Below are 19,534 nucleotides of genomic sequence, written 5' to 3'. Positions count from 1 at the left end.
TCACCCCCCGGTGATGCCCCGATCAGACCGCCCCCCGACGACCTGAACAGACAGTAACGGACACCACCGACACGGAATCAGGCCGCGCGCAACGCCAACCCGACGGTGCTGCTCTTACCCTTGAAGAGCGAGCTCATCGTCACCACGATGCGGCCGGTGATGCCGTACTTCTCGATCACCACGTCGCGAGCTCGCGCGGTGCCCGCGTCGTCGAGCACTTCGGCAACAGCGTCCATGGCCGGGCCCACGTTCTTTCCACTGCGATCGCAGGTGGCCACCGTGACGCGCGGCGTGTTGCGGATCCGCTTGACTTTCCACGACTCCCGTTGCGTCCACATGAGGAGCCGGTCCCCGTCGAGCGCCGCCCAGATGGGTGTCGGCTTGGGGGTGCCGTCCTTGGTGAACGTGGTCAGGAGGACGTACTTCGCGGTGCCGACGTCACCGAACGGGTTGCTCATACGAGACAGGATAGGCCGGTCAGTCGCCCTCGAGCTCGCCTTCGCTCTCGAGGTAGGCCGCACGGAGGTCCGCGAGCACTGCCGGGTCCGGTTCCGCCCACATGCCGCGTTCCACGGCCTCGAGCAGTCGCTCGGAGATTCCGTGCAGCGCCCAGGGATTGGACGTCGACATGAACTTCCGATTGGTCTCGTCGAGGACGTACTCCTGCGTGAGCTTCTCGTACATCCAGTCCTGCACGACTCCCGTAGTGGCGTCGTACCCGAACAGGTAGTCGACCGTCGCAGCCATCTCGAATGCGCCCTTGTACCCGTGCCGCCGCATCGCGTCCATCCAGCGCGGGTTGACGACGCGCGCACGGAACACGCGGGACGTCTCCTCGTGCAGCGTGCGGGTGCGCACCGATTCCGGGCGGGTGCTGTCGCCGATGTACGCCTCGGGAGACGTGCCGGTGAGCGCACGCACGGTCGCCACCATGCCGCCGTGGTACTGGAAGTAGTCGTCGGAGTCGGCGATGTCGTGCTCGCGGGTGTCGGTGTTCTTCGCCGCCACCGCGATGCGCCGGTAGGACGAACGCATGTCGTCCGCTGCCGGGACGCCGTTCAGTCCGCGGCCGTACGCGAAGCCGCCCCACGTCGTGTAGACCTGCGCCAGATCCTCGTCACTGCGCCAGCTCTTGCTGTCGATCAACTGCAGCAGTCCGGCGCCGTACGTGCCGGGCTTGGATCCGAAGATGCGGGTGGTGGCCCGGCGGTCGTCGCCGTGCTCCGCGAGATCGGCCTGTGCGTGCGCACGCACGTAGTTCTGCTCGTCGGTCTCGTCCAGACCGGCGACCATGCGGACGGCGTCGTCCATCATCGCGAGCACGTGCGGGAACGCGTCGCGGAAGAAGCCGGAGATGCGGACCGTCACGTCGATACGCGGCCGTTTCAGCTCGTCCAGAGCGATCGGTTCGAGGTGCGTGACGCGGCGCGACGCCTCGTCCCACACGGGCAGCACGCCGAGCAGTGCGAACACCTCGGCCACGTCGTCACCCGAGGTACGCATGGCGCTGGTCCCCCACACCGACAACCCGACAGAGCGCGGGTACTCGCCGTGATCCTGCAGGTAGCGGGCCACGAGCGACTCTGCCATCGCCTGGCCGGTCTCCCACGCGAGCCGCGACGGCACCGCCTTGGGGTCGACCGAGTAGAAGTTGCGGCCGGTCGGCAGCACATTGATGAGTCCACGCAGCGGCGACCCGCTGGGACCGGCCGGGATGAACCCGCCGTTCAGCGCATGCAGCACACGGTCGATCTCCTGGTCGGTCCCGCGCAGACGCGGAACCACCTCGGTGGCCGCGAAGCGAAGGATCTCGGCGACCGTGTCGGGCAGTCCCGCGGCGATGCCGTCGACGGCGTCCACCGACCAGTCGGCGCGATGCAGCGCGGCCACCAGATCGCGTGCCTGCTTCTCGACGGCATCGACCGATGTCCGAGCCTCGTCGCCGTCCTCGCTGAGACCCAACGCTTCCCGCAGACCCGGAACGGTGCGCTCCCCGCCCCACATCTGACGAGCCCGCAGCATGGCCAGGACGAGGTCGACCTCCGCCTCACCGCGCGGAGCCTGCCCGAGCACGTGGAGCCCGTCGCGGATCTGCACGTCCTTGATCTCGCACAGCCAGCCGTCGACGTGCAGCAGCATGTCGTCGAACACCTCTTCGTCGGGGCGTTCCTCCAGGCCGAGGTCCTTGTGCATCTGGGCCGCGGTCATGAGCGTCCAAATCTGCTGACGGATTGCCGGCAGCTTCGCCGGGTCCAGAGTCGAGATGTTGGAGTGCTCGTCGAGCAACTGCTCGAGGCGGGTGATGTCGCCGTAGCTCTCGGCGCGGGCCATCGGCGGGATGAGGTGGTCGACGAGAGTCGCGTGCGCGCGGCGCTTGGCCTGTGTCCCCTCACCCGGGTCGTTGACCAGGAACGGGTAGATCAGTGGCAGATCGCCCAACGCGGCGTCGGTGCCGCACGAAGCGGACATGCCGAGAGTCTTGCCGGGCAACCACTCGAGGTTGCCGTGCTTGCCGAGGTGCACGACGGCGTCCGCGGCGAAACCGCCGTCCTCCTCCGGGGCCGCGAGCCAGCGGTAGGCGGCGAGATAGTGGTGGCTGGGGGGAAGATCCGGATCGTGGTAGATCGCCACGGGGTTCTCGCCGAACCCGCGAGGCGGCTGCACCATGAGGACGACGTTGGAGAAACGCAGTGCGGCGATGACGATCTCGCCCTCCGGATCCGCCGATCGGTCGACGTACAGCTCGCCCGGTGCCTCGCCCCAGTGTTCGACGACGCCGGATCGCAGGTCCTCCGGCAGCGTGTCGAACCAGCGTCGGTAGCGCGCGGCGGAGATACGGATGGGGTTGCCCTCGAGCTGCTCGGCGGTGAGCCAGTCGGCGTCCTGTCCACCGGCGGCGATGAGCGCGTGGATGAGGGCGTCGCCGTCCTGCGCGGCGAGGCCGGGCACCGCGTCGTCACCGTCGACGGGTCCGATGTCGTAACCCAACTCGCGCATCCGCGTCAGCAGACCGATCGCCGACGCCGGGGTGTCGAGACCGACCGCGTTGCCGATGCGGGCGTGCTTGGTCGGGTACGCGGACAGCATCAGCGCGATGCGCTTGTCGGCTGCGGGAATTCGGCGCAGTCGAGCATGCCGGACCGCGATGCCGGCGACACGCGCACAGCGCTCGTGGTCGGGTACGTACGTGCTGAGGCCGTCGGCGTCGATCTCCTTGAACGAGAACGGAACGGTGATGATGCGACCGTCGAACTCGGGCACCGCGACCTGGGTCGCGACGTCCAGCGGGGACATGCCGTCGTCGTTCGCGTCCCACATCGCGCGGGAGCTGGTGAGGCACAGGCCCTGCAGGATCGGCACGTCGAGCGCGGCGAGCTCGGCGACGTCCCAGGCCTCGTCGTCGCCACCGGCGCCCACGTTGGCGGGACGGGTTCCGCCGGCCGCGAGCACGGTGACCACCATGGAGTCGGCTTCGCGCAACGCCTCGAGCAGTTCGGGTTCCGCGCTGCGCAGCGACGCACAGTAGATCGGGAGCGCTCGGGCGCCCTTCGCCTCGATGGCGTCGCACAGGGCATGGATGTAGTCGACGTTGCCCGCGAGGTGCTGGGCTCGGTAGTACAGGACGGCGATCGTGGGCTCTGCCCCCGTGCGCCTTTCGCGTACCTCTGGATGTGCAAAAGGCGCACGGGTGCGCAGCACACCCCAGGTGGGGAGATGGGCGGGCGGCTCGAATCCGTGACCGGTGAGCAGAACGGTGTCCGACAGGAACCACGACAGCTCGCGGAGATTGTCCGCGCCACCCTCGGCCAGGTACTGGTGCGCCTGCGCTGCCACATTCGCGGGAACCGTCGACAGTTCCATCAGCTCGGCATCAGGAGCCTGCTCGCCGCCCAGCATGACCACCGGAACGGGGCCGCGGAGCACCGCGTCGATACCGCTCTCCCACATCCGGCGCCCGCCGAGAATGCGCACGACCACCAGGTCGACACCGTCCATGAGCGTCGGCAGATCGGCGTCGACGAGGATGCGGGACGGGTTGGCCCAGCGGTACTCGGCGCCGGACGCACGTGCGCTCAGCAGGTCGGTGTCGGATGTCGAGAGCAGCAAGATCACGGTGGTGGAGCCTTCCCTGGGGTTTTCGCGCCCCGTCGGCGTCGGTGTGCACCCCAGGTCTGACTTCTCCGGAGACGCTGGAGTCACAGTGGCGCGACCGCGCCGGAGTCTCACCGGCTTCCGGGGTGCTTCGCGATGATCGTACGTCGTAGCCTGGACTGCATGAGTGATGCCGGGGACAGGAGCAGACGGGACGCCTGCCCCGGGGCGCTCCAACTGCACGAGGCGAAGGACGGCTTGCTGGCTCGGGTGCGTTTGCCCGGCGGCGCGCTCAGCGCCGAGCAGATGGGTGTGCTCGCGGCGGCGTCGACAGATTTGTCCGACGGTGAGTTGGTGCTCACCTCCCGGGGGAACGTCCAGCTCCGCGCGGTACGCGATCCCGACGACCTGGCCGACCGACTCGCGGCCGCGGGACTGCTGCCGTCGGAGACCCACGAGCGGGTCCGCAACATCCTGGCGTCGCCACTCTCGGGTCGTCTCGGCGGAACGGCCGACGTCCGCGACCTGGTGTCCTCGCTGGACACCTCGCTCACGAGTGATCCTGAGCTGGCCGACCTGCCGGGTCGGGTGCTCTTCTCGGTCGACGACGGCCGCGGCGATGTGACGGGTTTCGGCGCCGACATCGGCGTCCACGCCGTCGACGAGGACTCCTTCGCCCTCATCCTCGCGGGCGCCGACAGCGGCGTCCGGGTCCCGCGGGCCGACGCGGTCGCGGTGATGCTCGACGCAGCGCGCGGGTTCCGCCGCGAACGGCAGGGGCACTGGCGCGTCGCGGAGATGCCGAACGGCGTGGAGGCCGTGCTCGGTCACGTCGACCACGCTGTCGGCGACCACCCTCGGGTCGCCGTCGAGACGTCGGTGGAGCCGCCGATCGGATGGTTCGTGCAGGACGACGCCACGGTCGCACTCGGTGCCGCACTCGCCCACGGCGTGCTGCCGGCCCGCACCGCCCTCTTCCTCGCGGCGGTCGAGAAGCCGATCCACGTCACGCCGTGGCGCGGCATCGTGCTCCTCGATCTCGACGAGGGCGTCGCCGAGCAGGTCGTGCGTGTGTTGGCCCCGATGGGGTTGATCTTCGACGCGGAGTCACCGTGGGTGCGGGCCAGCTCGTGCGTCGGCTCTCCCGGCTGCGCGAAGTCGCACTCCGACGTGCGCGCCGATCTCGACGCCGCCGTGGAGAACGGCGAGGTGGGCGACGGCCGGGAGCACTGGGTCGGGTGTGAGCGCCGATGTGGCCGACCCCGCGGTGAGGTCACCGACGTGGTCGCGACCGAGAGCGGTTACCAGCGCTCCTGAGCCGCCTGCATCCGATCAGGAGCCCGGTGCGGTCACGATCAGGTAGTACAGCGTGGCACCGATAGCCAGTATCTGTTGGCCCGGGAAGGCGTAGTTGTCGACCAGCCAGTGGCCGGCGAGGTCGAACAGATCGCTCGGAAACATGGTTCGGCTCCGTTCTCGTCGACGACCCCGCGGTCGTTCGTCTCGGCAACGTTACGGACGATGCAGCGCGACCGGAACAGACCGAGCGTCACGATTCGGTGTCGATCCGTGGTGCCTCTCCCCCGTGCCGCGGCGCCGGACCCTGGCCGACCGCGGCGCCTCATCGCTCCCTATCGTGGAGCCATGCACGACTACATTCGCGACGGCGACGAGATCTACCGGCGCTCCTTCGCGACCATTCGCGAGGAGGCCGACCTGTCAGCCTTCTCCGATGATGTGGCCCAGGTCGTCGTGCGCATGATCCATGCCTGCGGCGAGGTGAACCTCGCGCAGTCGATCGCGTCCACGCCCGACGTCGTGGCCAAGGGTCGCGCGGCACTCCGCGCCGGGGCCCCGGTGCTGTGCGACGCGACGATGGTCGCGTCCGGCATCACCCGCCGACGGCTCCCGGCCGACAACGAGGTGATCTGCACCCTCAACGCACCGGACGTCCCGGAGATGGCGCGCGAGCGCGGCACCACCAGAACGGCCGCAGCGGTAGATCTGTGGGTCGACCACCTCGACGGCGCCGTCGTCGCGATCGGCAACGCACCCACCGCACTGTTCCGGCTCATGGAGTTGATCCAGCAGGGCGCTCCGCGCCCGTCCGCGATCCTGGGTGGGCCCGTGGGCTTCATCGGCGCCGCGGAGTCGAAGGACGATCTCGTCGCCTCCGGTCTCGGCCTCGACCACCTGCTCGTCCTCGGCCGCCGCGGTGGCAGCGCCATCGCCGCAGCCGCCGTCAATGCCATTGCGACGGAACGCGAATGAGCGGCAAGCTCTGGGGTGTCGGTATCGGCCCTGGTGATCCCGAGCTGGTGACGGTCAAAGCCGCGCGGGTCATCACCGCCGCCGACGTCGTCGCCTTCCACAGCGCCCGGCACGGCAAGAGCATCTCGCGCCGCACCGCGGAGCCGTACCTGCGCGAGGGGCAGATCGAGGAACACCTGGTCTACCCGGTGACCACCGAGGGCACCGACCATCCCGGCGGGTACGACGGCGCGCTCGCGGACTTCTACGTCGAAGCGTCCGAACGTCTGGCGGCGCACCTCGAGGCCGGGCGCTCGGTCGCGCTGCTCGCCGCCGGCGACCCGATGTTCTACAGCTCGTATCAGCACATGCACGTTCGTCTCGCGCACCGCTTCGACACCGAGGTGATCCCCGGCGTCACGTCGGTCAGTGCCGCGTCCGCGGCGGTGGGGGAACCGCTCGTCGAGGGCGATGAGGTCCTGACGATCCTGCCGGGAACCCTGCCTCGCGCCGAGCTCACCCGGCGACTGAAGGACACCGACTCCGCCGCGATCCTGAAGCTGGGCCGCACGTATCCCGCTGTGCGCGAAGCCTTGCGCGACAGCGGCATGATCGACCGCGCCCGCTACGTCGAGCGCGCGAGCACCACCGGCGAACGCGTTCTCGCCGCCGACGACGCGACGGACGTTCCGTACTTCTCCATCGCCGTGGTCTCGAGCCCGTCCTACGTGGTCACCGAACCCGCTGCGTCGGGCGAGGTCGTCGTCGTCGGACTCGGGCCCGGCTCCGCCGAGTGGACCACGCCGGAGGTGCGCGATGAACTGCTCCGCGCCACCGATCTCGTGGGCTACACCACCTACATCGACCGGGTGCCCGTTCGAGCGGGCCAGCGTCGACACGCGAGTGACAACCGAGTCGAATCGGAACGTGCCGAGATGGCACTCGATCTCGCGTCTCGCGGCGGTCGGGTCGTCGTCGTGTCCTCCGGCGATCCCGGCGTGTTCGCCATGGCCGCAGCGGTTCTCGAGGTGGCGGCGCAGGACCGATGGCGCCACGTTCCCGTGCGCGTCTGCCCCGGGGTCACGGCCGCCAACGCGGTCGCGAGCCGCGTCGGCGCTCCCCTGGGCCACGACTACGCCGTTCTGTCCCTGTCCGATCGCCTCAAGCCGTGGGACGTGGTCGAGCGCCGCATCCGCGCGATCGCGGCGGCCGACATGGCGTTCGCCGTCTACAACCCGGCCTCGCGCTCGCGGACCTGGCAGGTGGAGGCGCTCAAGACGCTCGTGCTCGAGCACCGTGGCCCGGACACTCCCGTCGTCGTGGGCCGCGACGTCTCGGGACCCGAGGAATCGGTGACCGTCGTCCGGCTCGGGGATCTCGACCCGGCCACGATCGACATGCGCTGTCTGCTCATCGTCGGAGCGTCCACCACGACGGTCGATCACACCGCGGACGGCCCGCGGGTGTTCACGTCACGGCGTTACGACACCGTCGATCCCATCGCCCGCGTCGGGAGCGGCGCGGGGAGTGCGTCGCTTCAGTAACCAGGTCACGCACTTGTCGGCAGTCGGCACCACGGGCACGTCGTCCTGAACGGGCGGCCGTTCCACCATGACGACGGGGATGCCGCGCTCGCGGGCGGCCTGAAGCTTGGCCGACGTGAGCTTGCCGCCGCTGTTCTTGCTCACCACCACGTCGATGCGGTGCTCGTCCAACAGCTCGCGCTCGCCCTCGAGGTCGAACGGCCCGCGTGACTCCAGAATGCTCGAGTGCGCGGGGACCTCACCCTCGGGCGGATCGATGCACCGCACGATGAAGTGCCGGTCGTCCAGGGACGCGAAGTGGTGCACGCCCTGTCGGCCGATGGTGAGCAGGACGCGGGCGAGAGCGGGTCGGTCGGCGAGTGCCTGCGCTGCCGCCTCCATCGACGGCACCGTGATCCAGTCGTCCTCGGCCAGCGGGCTCCACGGCGCGCGACGCACCAGCACCAGCGGCACGTCGGCCGCCGTGCAGACCTCGACCGCGTGCGCCGTCATCGTCGCGGCGTAGGGATGCGTGGCGTCGACGACGTGCGTCACCTCGTGCTCCGTGACCCACTCGCGCAGACCGTCCACTCCACCGAAGCCGCCGATCCGCACCTCCCCCACCGGGAGCACGGGATCGGCCACTCGGCCGGCGAGCGAGGAGGTCACGGTGGTGCCGTGCAGTCCGTCCAGCTTGATCGCGAGCTGACGTGCTTCGGACGTGCCACCGAGAACCAGAACATGCATTGGGGCGACCTTACCGGCCCCGGACGGTCAGTGATCGAGCCGTCGCCGGGCCGCCGAGTACAGGAAGCTGTCCGGGAAGCCTTGGGCCGACAAGACGCGGCCCACGACCACGACCGCCGTCTTGACGATGCCCGCCGCCACCGTCGCGTCCGCGAGATCGGCCAGGGTGCCCCGCACGATCACCTCGTCCGCGCGGCTGGCGAAGGCCACCACCGCTGCGGGACAGTCGGATCCGTAGTGCGGCACGAGTTGCTCGGTGATGCTGTGGATCTGGCGCGCACCGAGATGGATGACCAGTGTCGCCCCGCTTCGTGCCAACGTGGGCAGATCCTCGCCGTCGGGCATGGCCGTCGACAACGTCGACACCCGCGTCAGCACCACGCTCTGCGAGATCCCGGGCACGGTGAGTTCGCGACCCAGCGCGGCCGCAGCCGCGGCGAACGCCGGAACACCCGGCACGATCTCGTAGTCCACGCCCGCCGCGTCGAGCCGTCGCGCCTGCTCGGCGACGGCGCTGTACAGCGACGGATCGCCGGAGTGCACGCGGGCGACGTCGAGGCCGTCACACGAGGCGGTGACGAGTTCGTCGACGATCGCGTCGAGCGTCATGCGAGCGGTGTTCACGACGCGGGCGTCTGCCGGGCACGTGTCGAGCAGTTCGCGTGGCACCAGCGACCCGGCGTACAGGCAGACCGGGCTCGACGCGATGATGCGGGCTGCGCGGACGGTCACGAGATCGGCTGCACCGGGTCCCGCGCCGACGAATCTGACGGTCACGCTGTCTCCTTCTCGTTCTTCGCGACGCTCCACTGCGTCACCGGCATCTGCGGACGCCACCCGGTGAATCCGCCGAGCGGTTCGCCGCGATGCACCTGCAGTCGTCGCAGCAGACCACCGTGCCGCTGATACCACTGCAGGAGAAGCGATTCCGACTCGGCGGTGACGGCATTGGCCACCAGCCGCCCACCCTCGGGCAGGGCGTCCCAGCAGGCGTCCATGACTCCGGGTTGGGTCGCGCCGCCCCCGACGAACACGGCGTCGGGTTCGGGCGCACCGGACAAGGAATCGGGTGCCGCGCCGCGGACGACGAGCGACGGAACGCCCAGGGCGACAGCGTTGGTCCGGATGGTCGCGGATCTGGACTCGACGCGCTCGAACGCGATCGCGGAACATGCCGGATGCGTGCGCATCCATTCGATCGCGATGCTTCCCGACCCGCCGCCGACGTCCCACAGACGTTCACCCGGTGAGGGCGCGAGGGCGCTGAGAGTCAGCGCCCTGACCTCGCGTTTGGTCAGCTGACCGTCGCCGACGTAGAGCGCGTCGTCGAGTCCGGGTGCGCGCGAGACGGTGTGGCCCCGCACCTCGAGCGCGACGACGTTCAGTGAGTCGACGTCGCGCGCGTGCACCCAGTCGGTGACGGGCAGCGCACGCACCCGCTCGCGCGGTCCCCCGAGTTGCTCGAGCACGGACATGGCACTGGAGCCGAGGTCACGGCTCAGCAGCAGAGTCGCGAGTTCGGCTGCGGTGCTGTCGTTCTCGGCGAGCACGAGGACGCGGCGTCGGTGTGTCAGGGCGGGCAGTACGGTCTCGATCGGCCTGTTCACCAGGGACACCACCTCGACGTCGTGGAGCGCCCAGCCGAGACGGGCGCACGCGAGCGACGCCGACGACGGGTGCGGAAGGACGCGCACCGCATCGGCGCCGAGGAGCCGCGTCAACGTCACGCCGATCCCGTGAAACATCGGGTCACCGCTCGCGAGCACGCATCGCCGCGTACCGGCATGCTCGTCCAGCAGACCGGTCAGAGCAGGCAGCATCGGGGTGGGCCACGCGATTCGCCGAGCCGCGGTGCCCGGCACCGCGTCGAGTTGACGCTCGGAGCCGAACAGGACGTCCGCGGATTCGACGGCGTCACGGGAGGTCGGCGACAGCCCGGCCCACCCGTCGGCGCCCACGCCCACGACGTCGATCATCGCGGCATCCGGCGCCAGATCGGACGTGGGAGGACGCGCATCAGGGCGACGAGTAGGCGCAGACGGCCGGGCACCCACACGACGTCGGTTCGCGAGCTCAACGCGCGGACCACCGCGTCGGCCACCTGGCCGGGTGTGCTCGACATCGGTGCGGGAGACATCCCCTCGGTCATCCGGCCGATGACGAAACCCGGTCGGATCAGCAGCAACCGCACGCCGGTCCCGTGCAGCGCGTCGGCGAGACCGGACGCGAATCCGTCCAGTCCGGCCTTCGCCGACCCGTAGACATAGTTCGCTCGGCGGACCCGAGCGCCGGCGACGGAAGAGAAGACGACGAGCCGGCCGGATCCCTGCTCGCGCAGCGCCGTCGAGAGATGTGTCAGCATGCTGACCTGCGCCACGTAGTCCGTGTGGACGACGGCCACCGCGTGCGCCGCATCCGTCTCGGCGCGCGTCTGATCGCCGAGGATGCCGAAGGCCAGGACCGCCGTGTCGATCGGCCCGTGAGCCAGAACCGACGTCACGAGACCGTCGTGCGACGCCAGGTCGTCGGCGTCGAACTCGAGGGTCGTCACCCGGCTCGCGCCGGCCGCGCGCACTCGTTCCGACTCGGCGACCAGATCGTCGGACCGCCGGGCGGCGAGGACGACGTGGCGGCCGCGCGCGAGGCGCTCCGCGATCTCGAGACCGATGTCGCTGCGACCACCGAGGAGCAGCAGAATGCCGGTGCTCGACTGGTCGGGTGTGGTCAGGTCACGGCCGGCCGGTGGGTGGGTCACGGCGTCCAGTGTCCTCGATTATCGTGGCGGTCATGCCCGCCACCCCCTCCTCGCTGAACGCCGACGCCGGAACCTTCCTCACCGAGCGTCATCTGGCAACGCTGGCCACGAAGCGTCAGGACGGCACACCGCACGTGGTGGCGGTGGGATTCACGTGGGATCCGGAGGCAGGTCTGGCGCGAGTGATCACGCGGGACGGATCGCAGAAGGTGCGCAACGCCGAGCGCGGCGGCTACGGCGCCGTGACTCAGGTCGACGGGGCGCGATGGCTGACCCTCGAGGGGCCGGCGCGCATCCTGCGCGAACCCGATGCCGTGCATGATGCGGAGAACCGGTACGCCCAGCGCTACCGGACGCCGCGGGAGAACCCGGAGCGCGTGGTCATCGAGATCACCGTCACCCGGGTGATGGGCTCCCAGTCGTTGCGGGACTGAGCAGTCGGACGGCGGCCTCCGGGACGAGCCACCACCAGGTGTGCGTCGACCTCTGTCAGACCAGCCCGAGTTGGTGAGCGACAATGGCGGCCTGCACGCGATTGGTTGTGTCGAGCCGAAGGAAGATCGACGCGACGTGGGTCTTGATGGAGCTTTCAGCGAGGTGCAACTGATCGCCGATCACGGGTATCACCACAGGCCGTATCGGACGAGCGCTGGTGACTGCACTCGCCGTGTGGATGATCGCGCTCACGCCGCACATGCTGCGAGCGTTCTCCTAGTCTGGTCGGCCGAGGCTGTGGTGACACCCCACCCTCAGCTGAACAGCCTCGTGACCTGACGTCAGAAGCGGGACGCGTCCAGCAGTGACTCCGCGACCGAAGTGTCACCGAAGACGGTGAGCACGTCGAGTGGTCGACGACGGCAGAGCACCAGCAGCAGGTGCTCTGCCGTACCTCGCAGTGCCACATCGGCTTTCCCGTGTCCGCGCGCACTGGTGAGGCCCTCGGCCCCGAGCGTGAACGTCCACTCCAGGTCGTCCACGTCCGTACCGTGCACGTGTACGGTGCGCCCGATCGACTCGGGCGTCAGGCGGTCGAGGAGCAGTCGGTGCGGATACTGCACCTCCGTCAGCTCGGCCACGGCGTCCGCGGCCGCATCGGGATCGAGCGCCTCGGGCGCCACTCCCCCGGCGGCGCGCACGGCGTCGGCGGCGTCGATGCGATGCACGGCGACCTCGTGTGCCTGCCGTCGGAGCCACCACGCGGCCGTGCGTGCGCCGACGAACGTCTCCACGACCGCCTCGGGATCCACCGACTCGAACGTGGCGACCATCGCCTCCAGCGACGACCGGTATGCGGGGAGACACTCCGGGCCCTTGGGCAACGACTCGACCTGCTGTTTCGCCACCGCTCCCGTGTCCGCACCCGGGCCCGCGAGGATCACCGCGTTCGCCCACCGGTGGACCTTGCCCGTGTGTCGGACCACGTGCTCGAGCGTCCATCCCGGCACGGTGGGTACCGGAGCCGTCAGGGCGTCGACAGGCATCGACGCGAGGCGGTCGCCCTCGCGTCGCAGTGTGGCGAGGAGGTCGAGGCTCATCGCACCGGAAGCACGGTGAGACCGTGCGGGCGCGTGTTGACCGACTCGCAGCCCTCCGGGGTCACGATGACGATGTCCTCGATGCGGGCGCCCCACTCGCCGGTGAAGTACACCCCCGGCTCGATGCTGAAGGCCATCCCCACCTCGAGCGGAATGTCGTTGCCCGCCACGATGTACGGCTCCTCGTGCACCGAGAGGCCGATGCCGTGCCCGGTGCGGTGCACGAACACGTCGCCGTAGCCGGCGTCGACCAGGATGTCGCGCGCGGCGGCGTCGATCGTCTCCGCGGTGACTCCGGGACGGACTGCATCGACGGCTGCCTGCTGCGCGCGCTCGAGGACCGCCACGGTCGCAGCGACCGAGTTCGACGGCTCGCCGATGCTGTAGGTCCGGGTGGAGTCCGAGTTGTAGCCCGGCTCGACGGGGCCGCCGATGTCGATGACGACGACGTCGCCCTCCTCGATGACGCGCTCGGACACCTCGTGGTGCGGGTCGGCGCCGTGCGGTCCGGAGCCGACGATGACGAACGCCGCCTCGGTGTGCCCCTCCTCGAGGATCGCGGCCGAGATGTCTGCAGCGACCTGAGCCTCGGTACGTCCCGCGGCGAGGAACTCACCCATACGGGCGTGGACGCGGTCGATGGCCGCGCCCGCCGTGCGCAACGCGCCGATCTCCGCGTCGTCCTTGGTCATCCGGAGCTCGCGCAGGACCGCCGTCGCCAGGACGGGCATCGCGCCGAGCGCCTCGGTCAGCGGAACGAGATGCAGGGCGGGCATGGCGTCGGTGACAGCCGTCCGGGCCGGGCCGGGAAGCAACGCCGCGACCGCCTGATGCGGATTCACGCCGTCGACCCAGTCTCGCAGCTCGATTCCGAGGTCGGCCGCAGCCGAGTCCTTCAGCGCCGCCAACTCGATACGAGGCACCACCACCGATGCGGGCGTGCCGCCCGCCGGGACGACGAGGCAGGTCAGTCGCTCGAACGACTCGACTCGCGAGCCGAGCAGGTAGCGCAGGTCGGGTCCGGGCGTGATCAGCAGCGCGTCGAGACCGGCCTCGGCGGCGAGAGCCGCCGCGCGGTCGAGGCGGGTGCGATACACGGAGGAGGGAAACCGAGACGTCATGACGCCAGGCTATCGACTCCGGTGCCGCCCACATGCGGCAGGATGTGGCGCATGACGGCCGAGAGCAGAGACACGGTACTTCTCCTCGATGCGGCGAGCCTGTGGTTCCGGGCCTTCCACGCGTTGCCCGAATCGATGACGGCGCCCGACGGTCGGCCGGTGAACGCGGTGCGTGGTTTCACCGACATGGTCGCGTCCCTCATCACGCGGACGGGTGCGTCCCGACTGGCCGTGTGCCTCGACCTCGACTGGCGTCCCACCTTCCGGGTCGATCTTGTGCCGTCCTACAAGGCGCACCGGGTGCTCACCGAGTCCGCCGCGGGCCCGGACGCAGAGGAGGCACCCGACGCACTGGGTCCGCAGGTGAACCTGATCCTGGAGATTCTCGAGGCCGCGGGCATCGCGACGGCCGGAGCGGAGGGTCTCGAGGCGGACGACGTGTTGGGCACGCTCGCCGCCACCGAGCGCGACGGCACCGTGGTGGTGGTCAGCGGAGACCGCGACCTGTTGCAGGTCGTCTCCGACGATCCGGTTCCAGTGCGCGTGCTCTACGCGGGACGCGGACTGGCGAAAGCCGAGCTGTTCGGCCCCGCGGAGGTGGCCGCGAAGTACGGGGTGCCGGCGGACCGGCCCGGGCCGGGCTACGCGGAACTCGCTCTGCTGCGCGGTGATTCGTCCGATGGGCTGCCGGGGGTCAAGGGTGTCGGGGAGAAGACCGCGGCGTCTCTCATGCAGAAGTTCGGCTCCCTCGAGGCGTTGCTCGACGCCGCCGACTCGGGCGATCCCGAGATGTCGGCCGGGGTGCGCGCGAAGATCCAGAGCTCCCGCGACTACATCGACGCCGCACTCCCAGTGGTACGGGTGGTGACCGATGCGGACATCATCTTCTCGCGCCCCGACGTGCTGCCGCACGAACCCGTCGATCCGGAACGCCTCGCCGCACTGGCCGAGGAGCTCGGCGTGCAGAACTCCGTCGGCCGTCTGCTCACCGCGATGGCGCGGTGATCTACTGGGGCCGGCCGACCTCGTAGGTGCCCTGGTCGTCCTTGACGGTCACCGTCACCGAGCGAGCCTCACCGTCCACCGTCAGGTCGCAGGAGAAGGTCGTGTTCGCCTCCACCTTCTGGCCCGACGGGCAGGACACCGCGGAGACGTCGATCGCGCCGTAGGACTCGGTCACGATCTTGGCCACTCCGCTCTGCACCGCGGAGTTGTCCAGAGTGTCGCCGCCCAGCGACGTGGCCGCGTAGATCCCACCCGCCACGACGATCGCAGCGATGACGACCCCGCCGACGATGAACGGCACCTTCGACTGCTTCTGCGCCGGCGCGGCGTTCCACTGCTGGTTGCCCTGCGGGTAGCCCGGCTGACCGTAGGGCTGCTGGCCGTACGGGGGCTGTTGGCCGTACTGGGGCTGCTGGCCGTAAGGCGGCTGCCCGTACTGGGGTTGCTGGCCGTAGGCCTGCTGGTCGTAGCCCGGCTGTTGACCGTAGGGCTGTTGACCGTAGGGCTGTTGACCGTAGGGCTGTTGACCGTAGGGCTGCTGACCATAGGGCTGTTGACCGTAGGCCTGCTGGTCGTACCCCGGCTGCTGCCCGCTCGGGTACTGGCTGGTGGGCGTGTCCTCACCGGCCGAGGAACGGTCGTCGGGGTTGTACGGGCCGCTCATCATCGCCTCCGGTGGGTGCCTGTGGTGACTGCTGTGACTGTGGTGACCATCATGCGGCATCGACGGCGACGACTCCGCGCCGTATCGCCGAGATCGCCTTCGTGGCGGTCGCGGTGACCTCGTCGTCGGGGGACGCCGAGCGGATCTGGTCGAGCAGATCGATGACCTGGCGGCACCACCGCACGAAGTCTCCGCCGGAGAGGGCGCGGCCGTGCTGACCCGCGGCGAACAGCACGTCCTCGAGCGACTCCTTGCGAGCCCACTTGTAGACGGCCACCGCGAACCCGGTGTCGGGTTCCCGCGTCGGAGGCAGCTTCAGTCGGATCTCGTCCGCGCGGAGCTCGTGCCACGCGGCGACGGTGCGGGTCAACGCGTGTCGGATGTTCCCGGTCGGGCCCTGCTCCGCGCTCTCACCCTCCTGGCGCGACTCGTACACGACGGTCGAGACCACGGCGGCGAGCTCGGCCGGCCCGAGGCCGCGCCAGATTCCCTCGGCGAGGCACTCCGCGACCAGCAGGTCCGACTCCGAGTACAGACGTCCGAGCTTGGCTCCACGGTCGGTGACCGCGACCTCGCCGTCAGGACCGGCGGCCAGATAGCCGCGCTCGGTGAGCAGCGCCAGGATGCGATCGAAGGTACGGGCCAACGAGTTGGTGGTCGCGGCGACCTTCTGCTTCATCGCATCGGTGTCACGTTCGAGCCGGCTGTACTTCTCGGCCAGCCGGGCGAGATGCTCACGATCCGGCCAGGTGTGGCACGGATGCGAGCGGACGGCGCGGCGCAGCACTCCGAGCTCGCGATCGTCGCCTGCCGACGACTGCCGGCGCCGACCGCGTCCCGGCGCGCTGATCCCCGTTCCCCGGAGCGCGGACGCCAGGTCCCGACGGGTCTGCGCCGTGCGGTGATCGACGTGGCGGGGAAGGCGCATGTGGCCGAGAGCCGACACCGGTGTGGGGAAGTCCGCCGACGACACGCGCCCCGCCCACTTGTCCTCGGTGAGCACCAGCGGCCGCGGGTCCACCGAGTTCGCGTCGGTCTCCAGGACGACAGCCAGTCCGGAGCGTCGACCGGACGGGATGGAGATGACGTCGCCGCGCCGCAGCGACACCAGCGACGTGACGGCATCGTTGCGACGATCCGTGCGACCCTGACGCTCGAGCTCGCGTTCGCGCTCCTTGAGGCGCGCGCGCAGGGCGGTGTACTCGACGTAGGGCGAGTCCTCGCCGCCCAACTTGCCGAGCAACTCGCGCCGAGCCACGGCGTTCTTCTCGATACCGCGCACCAATCCGACGACGGACGCATCGGCCTGGTACTGCGCGAACGACCGTTCGAGCAGCATCCGGGACGCGTCGACACCCATCCGGTCGACCAGATTCACCGCCATGTTGTACGACGGGCGGAACGAACTCCGCAGGGGGAACGTACGGGTGGAGGCCAACCCGGCCACCTCGGTCGGCTCGACACCCGACTGCCACAGCACCACCGCATGACCCTCGACGTCGATACCGCGACGACCGGCGCGGCCGGTGAGCTGCGTGTACTCCCCCGCCGACAGGTTGGCGTGCGCCTCACCGTTGAACTTCACGAGGCGCTCGAGCACCACCGTCCGCGCCGGCATGTTGATTCCGAGGGCGAGGGTCTCCGTCGCGAAGACCGCGCGGACCAGACCGCGGACGAACAGTTCCTCGACCGTGTGCCGGAACACCGGCAGCATTCCTGCGTGATGCGCGGCGATGCCCCGCTCGAGGGCGTCGCGCCACTCCCAGTAGCCGAGCACCTCGAGGTCGCTGCGCGGGATCTCGGCGGTGTGGCGTTCGACGACCTCGGTGATCTCGCGCGCCTGCTCCTCGGAGGTCAGCCGCAGTCCCGATCGAAGACACTGATCGACGGCGCCGTCGCACCCGGCGCGGCTGAAGATGAACGTGATGGCGGGGAGCAACCCCTCCTCGTCGAGGAGCTTGATGACGTCGGGCCGCGGGATCGGACGAGATTCCGGCCGGCCGGGGCGGCCACCCGACCGACCCGACCGCGGGCCACGGCCGCGTGGGGCCTCCCAGGCGCCCATGCGCTCGGCCTGCACTCGTTCCTTGACGTACCGGACGAGGTTCTTGTCCACGACCACGCCGCCCGGAGCACCGTTGTTCGCCTCGACGTCGAAGAGGTCGAACAGGCGGCGACCGACGAGGATGTGCTGCCACAGCGGAACCGGGCGGGTCTCGTCGACGACGACGGTGGTGTTGCCCCGCACCGTCTCCATCCAGGCGCCGAACTCCTCGGCGTTGCTCACCGTCGCCGACAGGCTGACGAGCCGGACGTCCTCGGACAGGTGCAGGATGACCTCCTCCCACACGGCGCCGCGGAACCGGTCGGCGAGGTAGTGCACCTCGTCCATCACCACGTGCGAGAGTCCGCGCAGCGCAGGCGATTCCGCGTACAGCATGTTGCGGAGCACCTCGGTGGTCATGATGACGATCGGTGCGTCCGAGTTGATGCTCTGGTCACCGGTCAGCAGGCCGACGTAGCCCTTGCCGTAACGCGCGACGAGCTCGGCGTACTTCTGGTTGCTCAGTGCCTTGATGGGGGTGGTGTAGAAACACTTCGCGCCGCTGGTGAGTGCGAGGTGGACGGCGAACTCGCCGACGACGGTCTTGCCGGCTCCGGTCGGCGCGCACACCAGTACGCCGTGCCCGTCCTCGAGGGCCGAGCACGCACGGATCTGGAAGGGATCGAGCGGGAACGGAAGCGACGCCGCGAACTCCGTCAGCTTCGGCCCGTCCACGAGCCGAGTCCGGATGTCCGGGTTCTGCACGTCCTGCTGCCCGCTGTGATTGGCCACGACTCCAGATTAGAGGGTGTCCGCGAATGGGGGTCACTCAGACAGCGTGGGCGACTCAGAGAGTGTCGGAGTAGTCGGCGTCGGCGTCGTGACGCACCGGGACGGGACTGCCGACCGGGGCGGCGGAGGTGTCGAGAGGCGACGCCTCGTCGTCGGAGACGTTCCCCCACTCCTCGGTCTCGCGTCGTGCGCGCCGTCGATCGTTGACGCGGGCGATCTGGATGGCGAACTCGACGAGGATACTCAGCGCGAGTGCCAGCGCGGTCATCGAGAAGGGGTCACCGCCGGGCGTGACCACGGCGGCGAAGGCGAACATCGCGAAGATGAGCCCGCGGCGCCAGCCGCGGAGCTTCTCGTACTTCAGAACGCCGACGGCGTTGAGCGCGACGATCAGGAGCGGGATCTCGAAGCTGACGCCGAAGATGACGAGCAGGTTGATGACGAAGCCGAAGTACTCGGCGCCGCTGAGGGCGGTGACCTGGACGTTGTCGCCGATGGTCAGCAGGAAGTGCAGGGCCTTCGCGACGACGATGTAGGCGAGGACGGCGCCGGAGACGAAGAGCACGGCCGCCGCCGTGACGAACGAGATGGCGTAGCGCCGTTCCTGGCGGTAGAGGCCCGGGGTGATGAACGCCCACACCTGGTAGAGCCAGATGGGGCAGGCGAGCACGACACCCGCGGTGATGGCCACCTTGAACCGGAGCATGAACTGCTCGAACGGTCCGGTGGCGAGCAGCCGACACGTGCCGTCGTCGGTGAGCTCGGCTCTACTCTCGGACGGGAGCGAGCAGTACGGCCCGCGGAGCAGGTCACCGAGCGACTCGATGCCCAGCAGGGAGTGCGAGTACCAGAAGAACCCCACGATCGTAGTGAGGACGATGGCCAGCATCGACCACAGCAGTCGCGTGCGGAGCTCGTAGAGATGCTCCACCAACGACATGGTGCCGTCGGGATTGACGCGACGCCTGCGCTGTCGCGGATCGAACGGTATGCGCACGGTGACTCT

The 19,534-nt window shown here is 69.6% G+C and carries 18 protein-coding genes and 1 riboswitch; of the genes, 5 read left to right on the top strand and 13 right to left on the bottom strand.

Going from position 1 to position 19,534, the window contains the following annotated elements; genetic code table 11:
* Nucleotides 1–77: 77 nt before the first annotated feature.
* Nucleotides 78–458 carry a PPOX class F420-dependent oxidoreductase gene (locus HQ325_RS21670; protein ID WP_222632369.1) on the bottom strand — a complete coding sequence of 127 codons (381 nt, stop codon included), beginning with the start codon at nucleotides 456–458 and terminating at the stop codon, nucleotides 78–80.
* A 19-nt stretch (nucleotides 459–477) separates the two neighbouring features.
* Complete coding sequence (gene cobN, locus HQ325_RS21665; RefSeq protein ID WP_222632368.1) at nucleotides 478–4,113, bottom strand: cobaltochelatase subunit CobN; 3,636 nt, start codon at nucleotides 4,111–4,113, stop codon at nucleotides 478–480.
* A gap of 57 nt (nucleotides 4,114–4,170) precedes the next feature.
* A riboswitch (cobalamin riboswitch) is annotated at nucleotides 4,171–4,235 on the bottom strand.
* A 40-nt stretch (nucleotides 4,236–4,275) separates the two neighbouring features.
* Here cobN and cobG point away from each other — a divergent pair.
* Complete coding sequence (gene cobG, locus HQ325_RS21660) at nucleotides 4,276–5,409, top strand: precorrin-3B synthase (protein WP_222632367.1); 1,134 nt, start codon at nucleotides 4,276–4,278, stop codon at nucleotides 5,407–5,409.
* 15 nt (nucleotides 5,410–5,424) lie between these two features.
* Here the strand turns inward: cobG and HQ325_RS22705 are convergent, their stop codons facing one another.
* Nucleotides 5,425–5,553, bottom strand: coding sequence for a hypothetical protein (locus HQ325_RS22705; RefSeq protein WP_261775611.1), 129 nt, complete (start codon nucleotides 5,551–5,553; stop codon nucleotides 5,425–5,427).
* Nucleotides 5,554–5,736: 183 nt separating this feature from the next.
* Between HQ325_RS22705 and HQ325_RS21655 the strand changes: the two genes are divergently transcribed.
* Both HQ325_RS21655 and cobJ read left to right on the top strand, forming a co-directional pair.
* Entirely contained in the window at nucleotides 5,737–6,363 is a 627-nt protein-coding gene (locus HQ325_RS21655; protein ID WP_056444549.1) for a precorrin-8X methylmutase, read from the top strand.
* A complete protein-coding gene (gene cobJ, locus HQ325_RS21650) occupies nucleotides 6,360–7,886 on the top strand; it encodes a precorrin-3B C(17)-methyltransferase (protein ID WP_222632366.1) in 1,527 nt (508 codons plus the stop codon). Before HQ325_RS21655 ends, cobJ begins: the two co-directional genes overlap by 4 nt.
* Here the strand turns inward: cobJ and HQ325_RS21645 are convergent.
* From HQ325_RS21645 to HQ325_RS21630, 4 genes are read right to left on the bottom strand one after another with little or no spacing between them, the layout of a single operon-like run.
* On the bottom strand, nucleotides 7,815–8,612 hold the full coding sequence (locus tag HQ325_RS21645) for a cobalt-precorrin-6A reductase (protein WP_222632365.1): 798 nt from the start codon (nucleotides 8,610–8,612) through the stop codon (nucleotides 7,815–7,817). The genes cobJ and HQ325_RS21645 overlap by 72 nt on opposite strands.
* Before the next feature lie 27 nt (nucleotides 8,613–8,639).
* Nucleotides 8,640–9,389: a precorrin-4 C(11)-methyltransferase gene (cobM, locus tag HQ325_RS21640; protein ID WP_222631144.1), complete on the bottom strand. Its 750-nt coding sequence runs from the start codon at nucleotides 9,387–9,389 to the stop codon at nucleotides 8,640–8,642.
* Complete coding sequence (gene cbiE / locus HQ325_RS21635) at nucleotides 9,386–10,588, bottom strand: precorrin-6y C5,15-methyltransferase (decarboxylating) subunit CbiE (protein WP_222632362.1); 1,203 nt, start codon at nucleotides 10,586–10,588, stop codon at nucleotides 9,386–9,388. Before cbiE ends, cobM begins: the two co-directional genes overlap by 4 nt.
* Entirely contained in the window at nucleotides 10,585–11,367 is a 783-nt protein-coding gene (locus HQ325_RS21630; RefSeq protein WP_307093028.1) for an SDR family NAD(P)-dependent oxidoreductase, read from the bottom strand. The genes cbiE and HQ325_RS21630 overlap by 4 nt, the downstream gene beginning before the upstream one ends.
* 32 nt (nucleotides 11,368–11,399) lie before the next feature.
* On the opposite strand from HQ325_RS21630, the gene HQ325_RS21625 reads away from it, so the two are divergent.
* Complete coding sequence (locus tag HQ325_RS21625) at nucleotides 11,400–11,801, top strand: PPOX class F420-dependent oxidoreductase (RefSeq protein ID WP_222632360.1); 402 nt, start codon at nucleotides 11,400–11,402, stop codon at nucleotides 11,799–11,801.
* Between the two features lie 55 nt (nucleotides 11,802–11,856).
* On the opposite strand, the gene HQ325_RS21620 is transcribed toward HQ325_RS21625, so the two are convergent.
* From HQ325_RS21620 to HQ325_RS21610, 3 genes are all read right to left on the bottom strand, one after another.
* Nucleotides 11,857–12,054, bottom strand: coding sequence for a LuxR C-terminal-related transcriptional regulator (locus tag HQ325_RS21620; RefSeq protein ID WP_222632358.1), 198 nt, complete (start codon nucleotides 12,052–12,054; stop codon nucleotides 11,857–11,859).
* Nucleotides 12,055–12,143: 89 nt separating this feature from the next.
* Nucleotides 12,144–12,902, bottom strand: coding sequence for a maleylpyruvate isomerase family mycothiol-dependent enzyme (locus HQ325_RS21615; RefSeq protein ID WP_222632356.1), 759 nt, complete (start codon nucleotides 12,900–12,902; stop codon nucleotides 12,144–12,146).
* Nucleotides 12,899–14,023, bottom strand: a complete 1,125-nt coding sequence (locus tag HQ325_RS21610) for a Xaa-Pro peptidase family protein (protein WP_222632354.1) — start codon at nucleotides 14,021–14,023, stop codon at nucleotides 12,899–12,901. The genes HQ325_RS21615 and HQ325_RS21610 overlap by 4 nt, the downstream gene beginning before the upstream one ends.
* Nucleotides 14,024–14,065: 42 nt before the next feature.
* Here HQ325_RS21610 and HQ325_RS21605 point away from each other — a divergent pair, with 42 nt between their 5' ends.
* Nucleotides 14,066–15,028: a 5'-3' exonuclease gene (locus tag HQ325_RS21605; RefSeq protein ID WP_222632353.1), complete on the top strand. Its 963-nt coding sequence runs from the start codon at nucleotides 14,066–14,068 to the stop codon at nucleotides 15,026–15,028.
* Nucleotide 15,029: 1 nt separating this feature from the next.
* On the opposite strand, the gene HQ325_RS21600 is transcribed toward HQ325_RS21605, so the two are convergent.
* The 3 genes from HQ325_RS21600 to tatC all read right to left on the bottom strand — a co-directional run bounded on the left by HQ325_RS21600 (nucleotide 15,030) and on the right by tatC (nucleotide 19,525).
* Nucleotides 15,030–15,695, bottom strand: a complete 666-nt coding sequence (locus HQ325_RS21600) for a DUF4333 domain-containing protein (RefSeq protein ID WP_261779022.1) — start codon at nucleotides 15,693–15,695, stop codon at nucleotides 15,030–15,032.
* A 46-nt stretch (nucleotides 15,696–15,741) separates the two neighbouring features.
* Nucleotides 15,742–18,471, bottom strand: a complete 2,730-nt coding sequence (locus tag HQ325_RS21595) for an RNA helicase (protein ID WP_056445154.1) — start codon at nucleotides 18,469–18,471, stop codon at nucleotides 15,742–15,744.
* A 112-nt stretch (nucleotides 18,472–18,583) separates the two neighbouring features.
* Nucleotides 18,584–19,525, bottom strand: a complete 942-nt coding sequence (tatC, locus tag HQ325_RS21590; RefSeq protein WP_222632351.1) for a twin-arginine translocase subunit TatC — start codon at nucleotides 19,523–19,525, stop codon at nucleotides 18,584–18,586.
* Nucleotides 19,526–19,534: the final 9 nt, after the last annotated feature.

Source organism: Rhodococcus sp. BP-349 (genome assembly GCF_019835845.1).
Taxonomy (GTDB): domain Bacteria; phylum Actinomycetota; class Actinomycetes; order Mycobacteriales; family Mycobacteriaceae; genus Rhodococcoides.
The sequence above is the reverse complement of the archived record's forward strand: the minus strand, read 5'-3'. Positions and strand labels throughout refer to the sequence as shown.

Excerpts from the sequence above, each read along its gene's own strand:
- HQ325_RS22705 (WP_261775611.1), bottom strand. The coding sequence starts at position 5,553 with ATGTTTCCGAGCGATCTGTTCGACCTCGCCGGCCACTGGCTGGTCGAC.
- cobG (WP_222632367.1), top strand. The coding sequence starts at position 4,276 with ATGAGTGATGCCGGGGACAGGAGCAGACGGGACGCCTGCCCCGGGGCG.
- HQ325_RS21605 (WP_222632353.1), top strand. The coding sequence starts at position 14,066 with ATGTGGCGCATGACGGCCGAGAGCAGAGACACGGTACTTCTCCTCGAT.
- HQ325_RS21645 (WP_222632365.1), bottom strand. The coding sequence starts at position 8,612 with ATGCATGTTCTGGTTCTCGGTGGCACGTCCGAAGCACGTCAGCTCGCG.
- HQ325_RS21655 (WP_056444549.1), top strand. The coding sequence starts at position 5,737 with ATGCACGACTACATTCGCGACGGCGACGAGATCTACCGGCGCTCCTTC.
- HQ325_RS21615 (WP_222632356.1), bottom strand. The coding sequence starts at position 12,902 with ATGAGCCTCGACCTCCTCGCCACACTGCGACGCGAGGGCGACCGCCTC.
- HQ325_RS21610 (WP_222632354.1), bottom strand. The coding sequence starts at position 14,023 with ATGACGTCTCGGTTTCCCTCCTCCGTGTATCGCACCCGCCTCGACCGC.
- cobJ (WP_222632366.1), top strand. The coding sequence starts at position 6,360 with ATGAGCGGCAAGCTCTGGGGTGTCGGTATCGGCCCTGGTGATCCCGAG.
- HQ325_RS21670 (WP_222632369.1), bottom strand. The coding sequence starts at position 458 with ATGAGCAACCCGTTCGGTGACGTCGGCACCGCGAAGTACGTCCTCCTG.
- HQ325_RS21600 (WP_261779022.1), bottom strand. The coding sequence starts at position 15,695 with ATGATGAGCGGCCCGTACAACCCCGACGACCGTTCCTCGGCCGGTGAG.
- HQ325_RS21625 (WP_222632360.1), top strand. The coding sequence starts at position 11,400 with ATGCCCGCCACCCCCTCCTCGCTGAACGCCGACGCCGGAACCTTCCTC.
- cbiE (WP_222632362.1), bottom strand. The coding sequence starts at position 10,588 with ATGATCGACGTCGTGGGCGTGGGCGCCGACGGGTGGGCCGGGCTGTCG.